The sequence below is a fragment of the Kitasatospora terrestris genome (genome assembly GCF_039542905.1).
Taxonomy (GTDB): Bacteria; Actinomycetota; Actinomycetes; order Streptomycetales; family Streptomycetaceae; genus Kitasatospora; species Kitasatospora terrestris.
This window is the reverse complement of sequence record NZ_BAABIS010000001.1, coordinates 7,860,906-7,875,231: the sequence shown is the minus strand read 5'-3', so window position 1 is coordinate 7,875,231 and position 14,326 is coordinate 7,860,906. Positions and strand designations below refer to the sequence as shown.

Annotated in this window: 11 protein-coding genes; 6 read left to right on the top strand and 5 right to left on the bottom strand. The window is 76.0% G+C overall.

Going from position 1 to position 14,326, the window contains the following annotated elements; all coding sequences use genetic code 11:
• Nucleotides 1–336 precede the first annotated feature (336 nt).
• Both ABEB06_RS36005 and ABEB06_RS36000 read left to right on the top strand, forming a co-directional pair.
• Nucleotides 337–1,656: an aldehyde dehydrogenase family protein gene (locus tag ABEB06_RS36005; protein ID WP_345701139.1), complete on the top strand. Its 1,320-nt coding sequence runs from the start codon at nt 337–339 to the stop codon at nt 1,654–1,656.
• A gap of 45 nt (nt 1,657–1,701) precedes the next feature.
• Entirely contained in the window at nt 1,702–2,526 is an 825-nt protein-coding gene (locus ABEB06_RS36000) for a maleylpyruvate isomerase family mycothiol-dependent enzyme (protein WP_345701138.1), read from the top strand.
• Between the two features lie 20 nt (nt 2,527–2,546).
• Here ABEB06_RS36000 and ABEB06_RS35995 read toward each other — a convergent pair whose 3' ends face one another.
• Nucleotides 2,547–3,134 carry a GNAT family N-acetyltransferase gene (locus tag ABEB06_RS35995; RefSeq protein ID WP_345701137.1) on the bottom strand — a complete coding sequence of 196 codons (588 nt, stop codon included), beginning with the start codon at nt 3,132–3,134 and terminating at the stop codon, nt 2,547–2,549.
• A 104-nt stretch (nt 3,135–3,238) separates the two neighbouring features.
• Nucleotides 3,239–4,585, bottom strand: coding sequence for a lipase family protein (locus tag ABEB06_RS35990; protein ID WP_345701136.1), 1,347 nt, complete (start codon nt 4,583–4,585; stop codon nt 3,239–3,241).
• Nucleotides 4,586–4,775: 190 nt separating this feature from the next.
• On the opposite strand from ABEB06_RS35990, the gene ABEB06_RS35985 reads away from it, so the two are divergent.
• Nucleotides 4,776–6,095, top strand: a complete 1,320-nt coding sequence (locus ABEB06_RS35985; RefSeq protein WP_345701135.1) for a PucR family transcriptional regulator — start codon at nt 4,776–4,778, stop codon at nt 6,093–6,095.
• 277 nt (nt 6,096–6,372) lie between these two features.
• Nucleotides 6,373–7,506 carry an FHA domain-containing protein gene (locus ABEB06_RS35980; protein ID WP_345701134.1) on the top strand — a complete coding sequence of 378 codons (1,134 nt, stop codon included), beginning with the start codon at nt 6,373–6,375 and terminating at the stop codon, nt 7,504–7,506.
• Nucleotides 7,507–7,529: 23 nt separating this feature from the next.
• Here the strand turns inward: ABEB06_RS35980 and ABEB06_RS35975 are convergent, their stop codons facing one another.
• Nucleotides 7,530–8,192, bottom strand: coding sequence for a TetR/AcrR family transcriptional regulator (locus ABEB06_RS35975; RefSeq protein ID WP_345701133.1), 663 nt, complete (start codon nt 8,190–8,192; stop codon nt 7,530–7,532).
• 140 nt (nt 8,193–8,332) lie between these two features.
• Here ABEB06_RS35975 and ABEB06_RS35970 point away from each other — a divergent pair, with 140 nt between their 5' ends.
• On the top strand, nt 8,333–10,588 hold the full coding sequence (locus ABEB06_RS35970; RefSeq protein ID WP_345701132.1) for an MMPL family transporter: 2,256 nt from the start codon (nt 8,333–8,335) through the stop codon (nt 10,586–10,588).
• 47 nt (nt 10,589–10,635) lie between these two features.
• Here ABEB06_RS35970 and ABEB06_RS35965 read toward each other — a convergent pair whose 3' ends face one another.
• Nucleotides 10,636–12,264 (bottom strand): FAD-binding oxidoreductase, encoded by a 1,629-nt coding sequence (locus tag ABEB06_RS35965; RefSeq protein ID WP_345701131.1) that lies wholly within the window; start codon nt 12,262–12,264, stop codon nt 10,636–10,638.
• A 63-nt stretch (nt 12,265–12,327) separates the two neighbouring features.
• Here ABEB06_RS35965 and ABEB06_RS35960 point away from each other — a divergent pair, with 63 nt between their 5' ends.
• Nucleotides 12,328–13,014, top strand: coding sequence for a TetR/AcrR family transcriptional regulator (locus ABEB06_RS35960; RefSeq protein ID WP_345701130.1), 687 nt, complete (start codon nt 12,328–12,330; stop codon nt 13,012–13,014).
• On the opposite strand, the gene ABEB06_RS35955 is transcribed toward ABEB06_RS35960, so the two are convergent.
• Entirely contained in the window at nt 12,989–14,170 is a 1,182-nt protein-coding gene (locus ABEB06_RS35955) for an FAD-dependent monooxygenase (RefSeq protein WP_345701129.1), read from the bottom strand. The genes ABEB06_RS35960 and ABEB06_RS35955 overlap by 26 nt on opposite strands.
• Nucleotides 14,171–14,326 lie beyond the last annotated feature (156 nt).

The following is a 14,326-nucleotide window of genomic DNA, read 5'->3' as shown; positions in this document are numbered from 1 at the left end:
GCCCCCTCCTCCCCCACCGGCCCCCACCGCCCCCACCGCGCACCGGCGGCAGGGGCGACGAGGGCGGCACGGCGGCGGGTCAGCCGGCGGCGCGGGCGCGACGGAGCGCGCCGATCACCACGTCGACGGCGAGGAACCCGAGCAGAGTGACGCCGAGGACGGGCAGCGCCCAGCCCACCGCCGCCGCGCCGTGAGCCGAATCACGATCAAGGAATCGACGGCCGCGGCACGACCCCCGGGCGATTGGTTGACATACTCAACCATCGGGGCCTACCGTCGGAGCCATTACTTGAGAACCTCAACCATCAAGGTTCTCAATCTCCCTGGAGCGCCACCATGACCGAGCCCCTCGCCACCGACCCCGCCGCCGTGGTGGAGCGGCTGCGCGCCACCTTCCGCACCGGACGCACCAAGCCGCTCGCCTGGCGCCTCGACCAGCTGGCGGCCCTGCGCGCCATGCTCACCGAGCAGTCGGACGCGTTCCTCGCCGCCCTCCGCGCCGACCTGGGCAAGGGCGCCGCCGAGGCGTACCGCACCGAGGTGGCCTTCACCGTCAACGAGCTCGACCACACCGTGAAGCACCTGGCCGGGTGGCTGGAGCCGCGGCCGGCCGCCGTGCCGGACGCGTTCCGGCCGGCCGAGGCCCGGGTGGTCCGCGACCCGCTCGGCACGGTGCTGATCATCGCGCCGTGGAACTACCCGCTGCAGCTGGCCCTCGCGCCGCTGGTGGGCGCCCTCGCGGCCGGCAACACCGCCGTGGTCAAGCCCAGCGAGCTGGCCCCGGCGACCTCGGCGGCGATCGCCCGGCTGCTGCCCCGCTACCTCGACCCGCAGGCGGTCGCGGTCGTCGAGGGCGCCGTCCCGGAGACCACCGCGCTGCTGGAGCAGCGCTTCGACCACATCTTCTACACCGGCAACGGCGCGGTCGGGCGGATCGTGATGGCGGCGGCCGCCCGGCACCTGACCCCCGTCACCCTCGAACTCGGCGGCAAGAGCCCCGTGGTGGTCGACCCCGGCGTCGACCTCGCGGTGACCGCGCAGCGGATCGTCCGGGGCAAGTTCCTCAACGCCGGTCAGACCTGCGTCGCCCCCGACTATGTGCTGGCCGTCGGCGACACCGCCGCCGGGCTGGAGGCCGAGCTGGCGGCCGCCGTCCGCGCGGCGCACGGCGAGGACCCGGCCGCCGACCCGGAGTACGGGCGGATCGTCAACGAGCGCCACTTCGACCGGCTCACCGGGCTGCTCGGCGAGGGTCGGGTGGTCATCGGCGGCGGCCACGACCGGGCCGCCCGCTACCTCGCGCCCACCGTGCTCGCCGACGTCCCGCCCTCGGCCCCGGTGATGCGGGAGGAGATCTTCGGCCCGGTCCTGCCGATCGTCACCGTGCCGGACCTGGACGCGGCGATCGCCTTCGTCAACGAACGGGAGAAGCCGCTCGCGCTGTACGCCTTCACCGACTCCGAGGACACCAAGCGGCGCCTCACCGAGGAGACCTCTTCCGGCGCGCTGGTGTTCGGCCTGCCGGTGTCGCACCTGGCCGTCCCCGAGCTGCCGTTCGGCGGGGTCGGCGAGAGCGGCATGGGCCGCTACCACGGCGAGTACTCGCTCGACACGTTCAGCCACACCAAGGCCGTCCTCGACAAGCCGCTCGGCTGAGAGCGCCGCCACCACCGCCCACCACCTCCGAGAGGCACCGCACCCATGAGCACCTCCGCGCTCTCCCCCGCCGACCACCACGCCGCCGTCGCGGCCGAGACCGCCCGGTTCGTCGCCGCCGTCAAGGGCGCCGACCTGACGACGCAGGTCCCGACCTGCCCGGAGTGGACGCTGGGCGAGCTGGTCCGGCACACCGGCAGCGCGCAGCGGTGGTTCTCCGCCCTCCTGCGCGGCCGGATCCAGGAGCCGCCGCGCAGCCGGGACGTCGACCTGCGGCTGCCGGACGGGCGGGACGGCGACGACGCGTGGGCCGACTGGCTGGCCGGCAGCGCCGCCGAGGCGGCGGACGCGTTCGCGGCGACCGCCCCGGACACCCCGATGTGGGCGTGGGGCGCGGATCAGCACGCCCGCTTCTGGGCCCGCCGGATGCTGTTCGAGACCCTGGTGCACCGGGTCGACGCGGAGCTGGCCCTCGGGATCCGGCCGCGGGTCGAGCGGGCGCTCGCGGTCGACGGCGTGGACGAGTTCCTGGTGAACCTGCCGTACGCGGGCCTCTTCGCCCCCGGGGTGGCGGGGCTCCGGGGCGAGGGCGAGACGCTCCGCTTCCGCTCCACCGACGGGGACGGCGACTGGCTGGTGCGGCTGCGGCCGGACGGCTTCGGGCTGGTCCCGGACGGCTTCGGGCTGGTCCCGGACGGCTTCGGGCTGGTCCCGGACGGGGAGCCGGCCGAGGCGGACGCGACCGTCCGGGGCGCGGCGGCCGATCTGCTGCTGCTCGTCTACGGCCGGCTGCCGTTCGACGCGGACGTCCTCGAGGTCGCGGGCGACCGGGAGCTGCTGGCCCGCTGGGTCGCCGGCTCCAGGTTCTGAGACCGGGCCGTCGGCGCCGCTCAGAACAGCCCGGCGCCCCAGCCGTTGCGCCACTCGTTGGCCAGCAGCGCGTAGACCAGGGTGTCCCGCCAGGTGCCGTCGGAGCGGCGGGCGTGGCGGCGCAGCGGTCCCTCGCGCAGCGCGCCGAGGCCGGACAGCGCGAGCTGGGAGCGGACGTCCAGGTGGTCGATCTGCCACTGGACCCGGCCGAAGGCCAGCTGCTCGAAGGCGTGCCGGAGCAGCAGCAGGTGGGTCTCGGTGGTGACCGGGGTGTTCCAGGTGGAGCGGGCGGCCCAGTGCCAGCCGATGTCCAGGCGCTCGTCGGCGACCGAGACGTCGGTGTAGGCGATCCAGCCGGCGGCGCGGCCGGTGGCGGCCGGGACGATGGCGAACAGCACCGCCCCGCCGGCGGCCTGCTGGGCGAGGCGCTGTTCAACGAGCATGTGCATCTCGCCGAGGGTGTGGGGCGCGACGACCGGGAGCCACTGCCAGAGGCCGTCGTCGCGGCTTCCGGCGAGGTGCAGGTCCGGGACGTGCGCCGTGGTGAGGGGTTCCAGCCGGGTGTGGCGGCCGTGCAGGACGGCCGGCGAGGGGGGCCGTGGTGCCATGCGGAGCAGGCTAGCTCCGGCGGGCGATTCTTGACAGGGGTCCGTCGGGGTTGCGGCCCCGCCGCGTGCTGCTGGTGCGGCGGGGCCCCGGCTGGTGCGGGATGTCAGGAGGCGGGGGCGGGCTGTTCGGGGGCGAGGGAGTTGCCGGCGGGGATGCGGCCGCAGTCGCTGGGGGCGGTCCGGCCGGCGAAGCGGTCGTTCAGCCAGCCGAGGGCCTGGGGCGCCCAGGGGACGGTGGCTCCGACGTGGCTGAGCAGGTCGTACTGCTGGTACTTGATGGCGGGGTTGCCGGTGGCGCAGTACTGCCGGGCGAGCGCCCGGACGTCGCCGGCGACCATGACGCCGTCGCCGGTGCCGATGCCGGCCGGGTTGTTGAAGGTGCCCTCCAGGACGCCTCCGTTGCCCTGCGCGATGTAGCCGGGGACGGTCGGGGTGGGGGCCGAGCCGAGGTTGATCCGGTTCACCGCGGCGAGGAAGGCGGGCACCGAGTTGGGGTCGGCGTACTGCGGCTTGGCCATCTTCTTCCAGGTCAGGCCGGGGTAGTGGCCGATGGCGTCGATGATCGACCCCTGCTCCAGCTCCCGGTAGACCGTCAGGCCGTAGTCGCTGAGGTAGGGCTTGAGGTCGATGCCGAAGGAGCGGGAGACGCCGATGACCGCCATCGGGATGACGCCGCTCCAGGCCAGCGAGCCGTCGACGTACTTGAGGTTGTGGGCGGGGGCGACCAGCAGACCGCCCTCGGTGAAGCCGACCAGCGTGCGGTTGACGTCGGGCGCGTAGGACGGCGCCAGGGCGGCCGCCCAGTCGGTGGCGATGGCGCCGCCGGAGTAGCCCATCAGCCCGAACGCGGTGTCGGCGGTCATGCCGGTGGCCTCGGAGCGGGTCGCGGCGCGGATCGAGTCCAGCGTGTTGGTGCCGTACTCGGGGCCCGCGGCGAAGTCGGCGGTCTGCCCCTCGGTGTCGGGGATGACCACGTTGTAGCCCTGCGCCAGCAGCGGAACGACGAACAGCGCCTCGGCATTGGGGATCAGCCCGCCGAGGCTGAGGTCGCCGGCGACGGCCCGGGAGGGGCTGTCCGCCGGGTCGAGGGAGTCGTAGAACGACTGGTACGAGACCGCCTTGGTGGTGTCGCCGGTCAGGCTGCGCACCACGGTGGTGACGTTGGCGGACGGGCGGCCCTGCGCGTCCGTGGTGCGGTAGAGCAGCTGGATCGCCTTCACCGGGGTGGGCAGGCCCACCACGTGGTAGGTGAGGGTCCGGGTCTTGAGCACGGTGCCCGGTGCGAGCGAGGACAGCGGCGTGGTGCCGTCGTACGAGTAGAACGGGTCGCTCGCCGCGGCGGCCGAGGGGGCGGCTGCCGCGGCGGCGGTTCCGGCGGTGGAGGCGAGCGCCGTCGCGGCCAGGGCGGCGGTGACGGCGGCGGCGAGCAGCCGGGAGGTGTTCCTGCGCATGACTGACTCCCCCGAGTCTGTGGGGTGGGTGGGTGAGGGTCCGGTGGACGGTGCGGTTGGGGTCCGCACATCTCTGGTGGTCCACCGGCGGGCGTGTTACCAACTGGTAAGTAACGTCCCGGAGAACATCATGGCGGCGGTACGGCGGGGGTGTCCCCGGGCCGTACACCAGAGATTCGCGAGGTGGTTTGTGACCGCGTCCAACCAGGCGGACCGCGACACCGAGCTGCGCGACCCCGTGCGGCACGGCCCGGCGGGGCGCGGCCCGGCGCCGCGGCTCGGCGGCGTGGCCGTGCACGAGCGGCTGCGGGCCGCCGCGGCGGTCCTGGCGCCCGCGGTGATGGCCCGGCTGGTCGAGCAGCTGCCGGCGTACGGGGCGCTGCCCTCGGAGCAGCTCCGCGGCGAGGTCGTCCGGGAGGTGGACCGCGGCATCCGGGCGTTCACCGAGACGCTGCGCACCGGCGAACTGCCCGGCGAGGGCGAACTCACCCGGATCAGCGAGTCCTCGGCCCGGCGCGCCGACGAGGGCGTCCCGCTGGAGGCCGTCGTCGGGGCGTACCACTTCGGGGCGCAGGAGTGCGCGGCCCGGGTGCTGGCCGCCGCCGGACCCGACGACCTGCCGGACGTCCTGCTGGTCCAGTACCGGCTGCTGGACTACCTCCGGCTGGTCAGCTGCGCCGTCGCCGCCGGGTACGTCCAGGAGCGGCAGGCGGCGCTCGGCGACGAGCAGGTGGCCCGGCAGGCGCTGCTGTCCCGGCTGCTGGAGGGCGGCGACCCGCAGGCCGCCGCCGACCGGGCCGGACTCGCGCTGCCGCCGTGCTTCCTGGTCCTCGGGATCACCATGGGACCGCACCCCGACGAGCTGCTGCCCGGCGTCAACCACGACGTCGCCGCCCGCCGCAAGCTCCGCCGGCTGCGCAACGAGCTGCGCCACCGGACCAAGGGCGACCCGCTCTCCGCCCTCTCCGCCACCGGCGGGCTGGTGCTCATCCCCTCCGAGGCTCCGCCCGCCGACCTCGCCGGCCCGGCCCGCGACCGGCTCGCCCGGCTGGTCGAGGACCTCGCCCGGGTGTGCGGCGCCGAGCTGCTGGTGGCCGCGGCCGCCGCCGCGCCCGACGGCGTCGCCGCCGCCGCCCGGCTGGTGGGCGAGGTCCGCGAGGTGGCGCAGGCGTCCGGCCGCGGACCCGGACTGCACCTGCTCGACGACGTCCTGCTGGAGTACCAGCTGAGCCGCCCGAGCCCGGCCCGGGACCGGCTCGCCACCCTGCTCGCCCCGCTCGCCGGGCGCCCCGAACTGCTCGACACCCTGCGCACCTTCCTCGCCTGCGGCCTCGACCGGCGGCAGGCCGCAGGGCGGCTCCAGGTGCACCCCAACACGGTCGACTACCGCCTGCGCAAGGCCACCGAGCTCACCGGCCTGGACGCCGCCCGGGGCGCCGACCAGCTCACCCTGCGCGCCGCGCTCGCCGCCCACGACACCGCCCGGCACACCGCGCCCGACCCCGGCTGACGGCCGGTCACCGTCTGGCGGGGGTGCGCCCGGCGGAGCGACCTCGCGGTGCTGTCGCCGCCGGCCGCGCGGAGCGGCTGCGCATGTCGGGTCCACACCGATCACCTCGGACCGCCCCGGCGAAAGGGCCCGCCCGTGCCGCACCACCACCCCGCCCCCGGGCCCGGCCGCGCTCAGCCCGTCCCCCGACCCGTCCCCCACCCGGGTGACGACCGTCTTGCCGACCTCCGGCGCGGGCGGCTAGCTTGGGCGGCTCCTGGTCAGGAGCGGAGAGATCGTGGGGGCGGTGCAGCAGGTGCCGACCGACATCGGGGCCGTCGTCGACGTGTCCAACGTCTGCTGGTCGGAGCGGCTGCCGCCGCTGGGCCGGCACTACCCGCTGCTGCGCCGCCTGGACCTGGTCCGGGCCGCCTGGTACCGGCAGTTCGGCGCCCACGCGCCGCTGCTGCTGGTGGCCGACAACTCGCTGCGGCGCGCCCTGCCCCCGGAGGACCGGCGGACGCTGCTCCGGCTGGAGGGCTCCGGCGTGCTGCGGTCCGCCCCGGCCGCCGACCCGCTGCTGCTGGAGCTCGCCCTCGACCGCGGCTGGTACGTCGTCAGCGCCGACCAGTTCAAGGACCTGCGCCGCCTGCACCCCTGGATCGAGCGCTCCCCCGAGCGCTTCCTCGGCTGGGAGGAGGACGGGGGCGGGGTGCGGCTGCGCCCCAGCGGCATCCAGCCGGTGCCCGACCACCTGGTCTCGCGGGCGGTGGAGTACAAGGACCTCAAGCACGGGCAGCACCACATCGACACCGACGTCACCGCGCACCGCCGGGTGCTGCGCAGCCACTGGCGGTGCACCACCCGGGGCTGCATGAAGGCGTTCCTGTGGCCGGACCGGCTGCTGGACTGGCCGTCGATCGGCCGCGACGGCCGGGCCGAGTGCGGTTGCTGCGGCTACCCGCTGCGGGAGGCCGGGCCGCGCGGCGCGAGCCGGGTGATCGTCGCCTCGGATGCCGCCGACGGCCGGGAGTTCCTGCGCTTCCCGATCAGCGTCGGCAGCGCGGTGCAGCTCGGCCGCGGGGACCTGAGCAACGGCGTCAACCTGGCGGCCACCGAGCTCCGGCCCCCGTTCGAGGTGCGGCGGGTCAGCCGCCGGCACCTGATGCTGTCGCTGGAAGAGACCTCCGGGGGACCCCGCGCCTTCGCGGTGGACCTGGGTTCGGCCAACGGCACCCTGTTGCACCGCGGTTCGTGGCGCCGCTCGGAGCCGGGCGGGCGGGTCGCCCTCGGCGAGACCGACCGCCTGCTGCTCGGCGACGCCGTCCTGGTCCGCCTCTCCGGCTGCCGTCACCTCACCGCCGGGGAACAGGCCGCCCCCGCCCTGGACGCCGCGGGCGGCGACCTGACCGTGCTCGGCACCTTCACCTGACCCGGCCCCGGTGACCGGGGCCGCTACGCCGGCGGTGCCAGGCCGGCGGTGCGGGCGGCGACGGCGGCCTGGACGGCGAAGAGGCGGTCGCGGGCCGCCTCGTCGAGGGCGTGGAAGTGGCCGTACGCCTCCAGGGTGACGAAGCCGTGGACGGTGGCCCAGGCCAGCATGGTCGCCTCGCCCGGGTCGGGGACCAGCGGGCCGGCGGGCCGGCCGCGCCGGGAGGTGTCGGCGACGAGTTCGACCATGTGCTCCATGGCCCGCTTGGCGGCGGCCACGGTCGGGCCGTCCGGCGGGGCGGCGTAGCCGGGCACCGGGGAGCCGAAGATGAGGGCGAAGCGCTCGGGGTTGCGCTGCGCCCAGGTGCGGTAGCCGGTGCAGGTGGCGCGGAAGCGGCCGTCCAGGTCGTCGGGCGCGACGGTGGCCCGGGTCTCGGTCAGTGCGTCGGAGAGGTCGTCGAAGGAGTCGGCGACCAGCGCGGTCAGCAGTTCGTCCCGGTCGGCGAAGTAGCGGTAGAGCGCGGGCGCCGTCATCCCCATGGTCCGGGCGATGTCGGTGAAGCGGAGGTTGGCGCTGCCGTGTTCGGCGATCAGGCCGAGGGCCGCGTGCTTGATCTCCTCGACGGTGTCGGCGCGCAGCCGCTCACGCCGGCTGAGGCCCCCTTCGTCGGTCGACCCGTCCGTCATCGCATCTCCATCGGCTCGGTGCGGCAGGCGCCACGTTGACAATCCGTACCCGTCGGAGGAAACGTTACGCTTCATAAGCTGCGTTATGAAGCGTAACGCTTTCCGGGGGGCGCAGCCCCTCTCGACGTACGGAGGACATCATGTCCGAGGGACCGCGGGACGACCGGCGGGCGACCGCCGCGGAGTCCGGGCCTCACCGACCGGGACCGCTCGGCCGAATAGCGGGTTGGTGCTTCCGCAACCGGGGCCGCACCGTGCTGCTGTGGCTGCTGGCCGCCGTCGTGGCGTTCGGGCTGTCGGCCGGCCTGGGCGGCAAGTACAGCGCCGACTACACCGCGCCGGGTTCGGACTCCAAGCAGGCCCAGCAGCTGCTGGCCCGGGACTTCCCGGGGCTCGGCGGCGAGGCGGTCAGTCTGGTGCTGCAGTCCGACGCGGGGCTGACCGACGGCGCCACCCGCGAGAAGGTGCGGGGCCTGATCGCCCGGATGTCCGAAGTGCCGCACGTCGGCGGCGTCGACGACCCGTTCGGCCCGCGCGGCAAGGTGTCGCCCGACGGGCGCACCGCACTCGGGCAGATCCACCTGGACGTGGCCAACGCCCCCGACATGCCGAAGGCGGACACCCAGCGGCTGCTCGACCTCGCGCGCGCCGCGGACGGCGGACTGCGCGTCCACCTCGGCGGCATGGCGGTCCAGCAGGCCGAGCAGGGCGCGATCGGCTCGGAGGGCATCGGCATCGCGGCGGCCGCGGTGATCCTGGTGGTCACCTTCGGCTCGGTGGTGGCCGCCGGCCTGCCGATGCTCACGGCGCTGGGCGGGCTCGCGGTGAGCAGCGCCCTGCTGCCGGTCCTCGCGGCGATCATGCCGGTGCCGGACTGGTCGACCTCGCTCGCGGCGATGCTGGGCATCGGCGTCGGCATCGACTACGCGCTGCTGCTGGTCACCCGGTTCCGCGAGTGGCGGGCCGAGGGGCTGGAGCCGGAGGCCGCCGCGGTCGCCGCGCTGGACACCGCGGGCCGCGCGGTGGTGGTCGCCGGCATGACCGTGGTGGTCAGCATGCTCGGTCTGTTCGCGATGGGCCTGTCGTTCATGCGCGGCGCCGCGGTCGCGGCGATCCTGTCGGTGTTCGTGGTGATCGCCGCGTCCGCCACCCTCTTCCCGGCCCTGCTCGGCTACCTCGGGCGGCACATCGAGCGCCTGCGGCTGCCGCTGCCCCGGCGCCGCGCCTCCTCGGCCGGGCCCGCGGTGGGCAGCGGCTGGCTGCGCTGGAGCCGGCTGGTGGAGCGCCACCGCGTCCTCGGCGCGGTGACCGGGGTCGTCGTGCTGCTGGCGCTGGCGGCGCCGTTCCTCGGGGTGCGCTTCGGCTTCCCCGACGCGGGCAACGACCCCGCCGACCGCTCCAACCGGATGGCGTACGACGCGGTCGCGGCCGGGTTCGGTCCGGGCAGCAACGGTCCGCTGGTCCTGGTCGCCGAGCTGGCACCGGGCGCGCCCGCCGACGCGGCGACCTCGCTGACCGCCGCGCTGCGGGCGGCGCCGGGCGTCACGGCGGTCAGCCCGCCGGTGCCCGGGACGGACGGCCGGTCGCTGCTGCTGACGGTCGTTCCGGACAGCGGTCCGCAGTCCGGGGCCACCAAGGACCTGGTCCGCGACCTGCGCGACCGCGTCATCCCCGCCGCGGCCGCCCCCGGGGTGCAGGTCCACGTCGGCGGGGCGACCGCCAGCGCGATCGACAGCACCGACAACATCTCCCGCCGCATCCCGCTGCTGGTCGGCGGCGTGGTGACGGTGTCGATGCTCCTGCTGCTGGTGGCCTTCCGCAGTGTCGCCGTCGCCCTCAAGGCGGCGGTGATGAACCTGCTCTCGGTCGGCGCCGCGTACGGCGTGGTCGCCCTCGTCCTGGAGGGCGGCACGGCCGGGCAGTTGATCGGCATCGACAACCCGACGCCGCTGCCCGCGTTCGTCCCGGTGCTGACCTTCGCCGTGCTGTTCGGCCTGTCGATGGACTACGAGGTCTTCCTGGTCAGCCGGATGCGCGAGGCGTGGCTTCGCTCGAACGACAACGCGGAGTCCATCGTCAGCGGCCTGGCGGGCACCGCGCGGGTGATCACCGCGGCGGCGGCCATCATGGTCGCGGTGTTCGCGGCCTTCGTCCCCGCCCCCGACCTGCCGATCAAGGTGATCGGGGTGGGCATGGGCTCGGCGATCCTGATCGACGCGACGCTGGTCCGGCTGCTGCTGGTGCCGGCCGTGATGCACCTGCTCGGGCGCGGCAACTGGTGGCTGCCCGGCTGGCTGGACCGCCGCCTGCCCCAGCTGCACGTCGAGGGCCACAGCGAGTCCTACCAGCCGCAGGCCGCCCCGGCGGAGCTCCGCTCGCCGGCGGTGGTCGGCTGAGTCCCGCTCGCCGCCCGGCCCTCTCCACGGCCGGGCGGCGAGCGGTGTCAACGGGCGGCCGTGCTCACCGGGGCCGGGTCGAGGAGCACGCCGGGGTTGAGGATCCCCGACGGGTCGAGGACCGCCTTGCCGGCCCGCAGCGCGGCGGCGAACAGGTCGGGGCGCTGGCGGTCGTACCAGGGCCGGTGGTCCCGGCCGACCGCGTGGTGGTGGGTGATGGTGCCGCCGTGGGCGAGCAGGGCCTCGGAGACCGCCGCCTTGATCTCGTCCCACTGCTCGACGGTGCTGCCCCACCGGCCGGCCGCGTAGACGCCGAAGTATGGGGCGGGCCCGTCGGGGTAGACGTGGGTGAAGCGGCAGGTCACCACACCGACGGCGCCGACCTGGCGCATCGCGTCCTCGGCCGCGGCGGTGACCGCCGCCCGCAGGGCGTCGAGGCGGTCCCAGGTGCAGGCCGTCTCGAAGGTCTCCACGATCATGCCCTGCGCCGCGAGGGCGTCCCGCTGGTAGGGCATCCGCAGGAAGGACGCGCGCCAGGTGTCGGCGGCGGCGTCGCGGGCGGCCCGGTCGGCGCCGTCGGTGGAGCGCGGCGGCCCGGTGGGGACGCCGCCGTGGTCCGCGCACAGTTCCAGGGCACGCTCCAGCTCCGCGGTGACGGGACGGTCGGCGGACTCGAAGCCGAGCACCAGGACGGAGTTCGGCGAGCCCGCGTTGATCAGGGCCTCCATCGGGTCCAGCAGGCGACAGTTGGCCGGATCGAGCCCGGACTGGGCGAGCGCCCGCACCGCCCGGACGCCTGCGTCGTGGTCGGTGAAGCCCACCGAGGCGCCGGCCCGCCACCGCGGGCGGTCCTGGAGCCTGACCCAGGCCGAGGTGATGACGCCGAGCGCCCCCTCCGACCCGAGGAACATCCGGTCCGGCGACGGCCCGGCGCCCGAGGCGGGCAGCCGGCGGCTCTCCACCGCGCCGGCGGGCGTGACCACCCGCAGCGACTCGGCGAGGTCGTCGATGTGGGTCGGCCCGGTGGCGAAGTGGCCGCCGGCCCGGGTCGCCAGCCAGCCGCCGAGACTGGAGAACTCGAAGGACTGCGGGAAGAACCGCAGCGTGTACCCGTGCGGGCGCAACTGCCGCTCCAGGTGCGGGCCGAGCACCCCGGCCTGGACCAGCGCGGCCCGGCTGGTGCGGTCGACCTCCAGGACGCGGTCCATCGCGGTGAGGTCGAGGCTGACCGCGCCCGCGTACCCGTCGCCCACCCGGGGCTCGACGCCGCCGACCACCGAGGTGCCGCCGCCGAACGGGACGACCGCGACGCCCGCCCCGGCGCACCAGTCCAGCACCTGCACGACCTGCTCCTCCGAGGTCGGGCGCAGCACCAGGTCCGGCACGTGCGGCAGCCGGCCCAGCAGGGCGCGGGCCACGTCGCGGAACGCCTGACCGTGGCTGTGCGCGAGCCGGTCGCGCACGTCCTGCGAGGCGATCCCCGCCAGCGCCCTCGGCGCCCCGATGCGGGCCGGGCCCACTCCGAGGGCCTGGACCGGCGGCGCGCGATGGACCGTCAGGTCGGCGCCGGGCAGCATCGCGGCGGCGCGCCGGGTCAGCTCCGCGCGCTCCGCGCCGACCACCGCGTCCTCGACGTTGCCCCATCCCCACCACGACCGCGTCGCGCTGCCGCTCACGTCCGCCCCCCATCTGAACGCCAGGTAAGTTACCGAGCGGTCAGATTGGCATAGGATGCGGGCATGAGCAACCAGCCGGGGGCCGCCCGCAGGGTCGGGACCAAGGGAATGCCCCGCCGGGAGCGGGAGCGGCTGATCCTGGACGCGGCGGCGGAGGAGTTCGGCCGCAAGGGGTACGCGCGCGGCTCGACCGCGGAGGTGGCCGCGCGGGCCGGGATCACCAAGCCGATGATCTACGAGTACTTCGCGTCGAAGGACGGCCTGTACCTGACCTGCCTGGAGCGCGCCGGCACCCGGCTGGTCGACGCGGTGCGGTCCGCGCAGCGGGGGCCCTCGGACCTCACCCGCGCCGCCCGCACCCTGGAGGCGATCTTCCGGACGCTCGAGTCGCGGGTGTACGAGTGGACCCTGGTCTACGACACCACCGTGCCCGCGCACGGCCCGCTGCACGAGGCGGCCGCCGTCCACCGGCGGGAGCTCAACCGCCTGGGCGCGATCGGCGTGGGCGAAGTCCTCGGCCTCCCCCCGGCCGGCGATCCGCTGGACGCCGACCTGGCCACGCACCTGTGGTACGGCAACGTGAGCGCCGCGGTGGCGTGGTGGCAGCACCGTCCCGAGCAGAGCGCGGCCGACATGGTCGCCCGCTTCGAGCGGATCCTCGCAGTCCTGTACCCGGGCACGACGGACGCGCGGGCCGACGCGCCGCACCCGCCGCGGGGGGCCGCTACCCGGGCAGGCGGAACCCGTTGAACAGGTCGTCCATGCCGCGCAGCGCCAGGCGGGTGGGCGTGGCGCGGACCGCCAGGTCGCGGGCCGCCCCCGCGAGCGGGCTGCGCAGGGCGCCCAGGCGGCCGACCCGGCGCGCCCGGACGCGCACGGCGTCGGTGCGGTCGCGGCGGGCCGCGGTGTACGCGGCGAGGGCGGCCGGGGTGGTGTCCGGGCCCTCGGCGGTGTCCCCGGCGGGCAGCAGGTGGGCGAGGACCACCGCGTCCTCGACGGCCTGGCAGCCGCCCTGGCCGAGGTTGGGGGCCATGGCGTGGGCGGCGTCGCCGAGCCAGGCGATCCGGCCGTGGTGCAGGCGCGGGAGCGGGGCGGCCAGGTCGTAGAGGTCGTTCTGCAGGACGGCGCCGGGGTCGAGGCGCTCGACCCGGTCCAGCAGGTCGGGGATCGGGTCGTGCCAGGCGCCGAAGCGGCGGCGGAGTTCGGCGCCGGGGTCGGCCGACCGGGTGCCGGCCGGGGCGGGCGTGGTGGCGTAGAGGTAGTACCGGCCGTCGGAGAGCGGGGTGATGCCGAAGCGCCCGCCCCGCCCCCAGGTCTCGCTCATCGCCGGGATCCGCAGGTCCGGGGCGTCGACCAGGGCCCGCCAGGCCCGCTCGCCGAGGTAGTGCAGGCCGGGGTGGCCCGGGAAGTGGGCCCGGCGCAGCGGGCTGTGGATGCCGTCGGCGGCGACCACCAGGTCGGCGGGGAGGTCCGGGCCGCCGTCCGTGCGGACGGTCGGGCGGCCCTCCGGGTCGTCGACGGCGGTCACGGCGGTGCCGAACCGGACGGCCTGCGGCGGCAGTTCGGCGGCCAGCGCCGCGGTGAGCGCCGGGCGCGGGACGGCGATCGGGGGTGTGCCGTAGCGGGCCGCCAGCTCGGCGGTGGTGGCCCGGGTGAGCCATCGGCCGTCCGCGCGGCGCACCCCCATCGCGGCGGGCACGGCGCTGCCGGCGGCGTGCGCGGCGTCGCTGCCGATCGCGGCGAGGGCGCGCAGGGCGTTGGGCGCGAGGCCGATCCCGGCGCCGGTGGCCGGGAGTTCGGGGGCGCGTTCGCAGACGGTGACCCGCCAGCCGCGCCGGAGCAGGGCGACGGCGGCCGTCAGGCCCCCGATCCCGGCGCCGACCACCACCGCCTGACGCTGCGGCATGCCGCACCTCCCCCGTTCGACTCCCCGCACTCTACGCCCGGCCCGTCGGCCCGGAGCGGTCGGCGGCGGATGCGGGGGGAGCCGGACCGCGGGCGTCCCACAACGCCCGTGGCCCGGCGGAGCGGAGGTGGGCCCGGCGCTCCCCTGCGGTGTCGG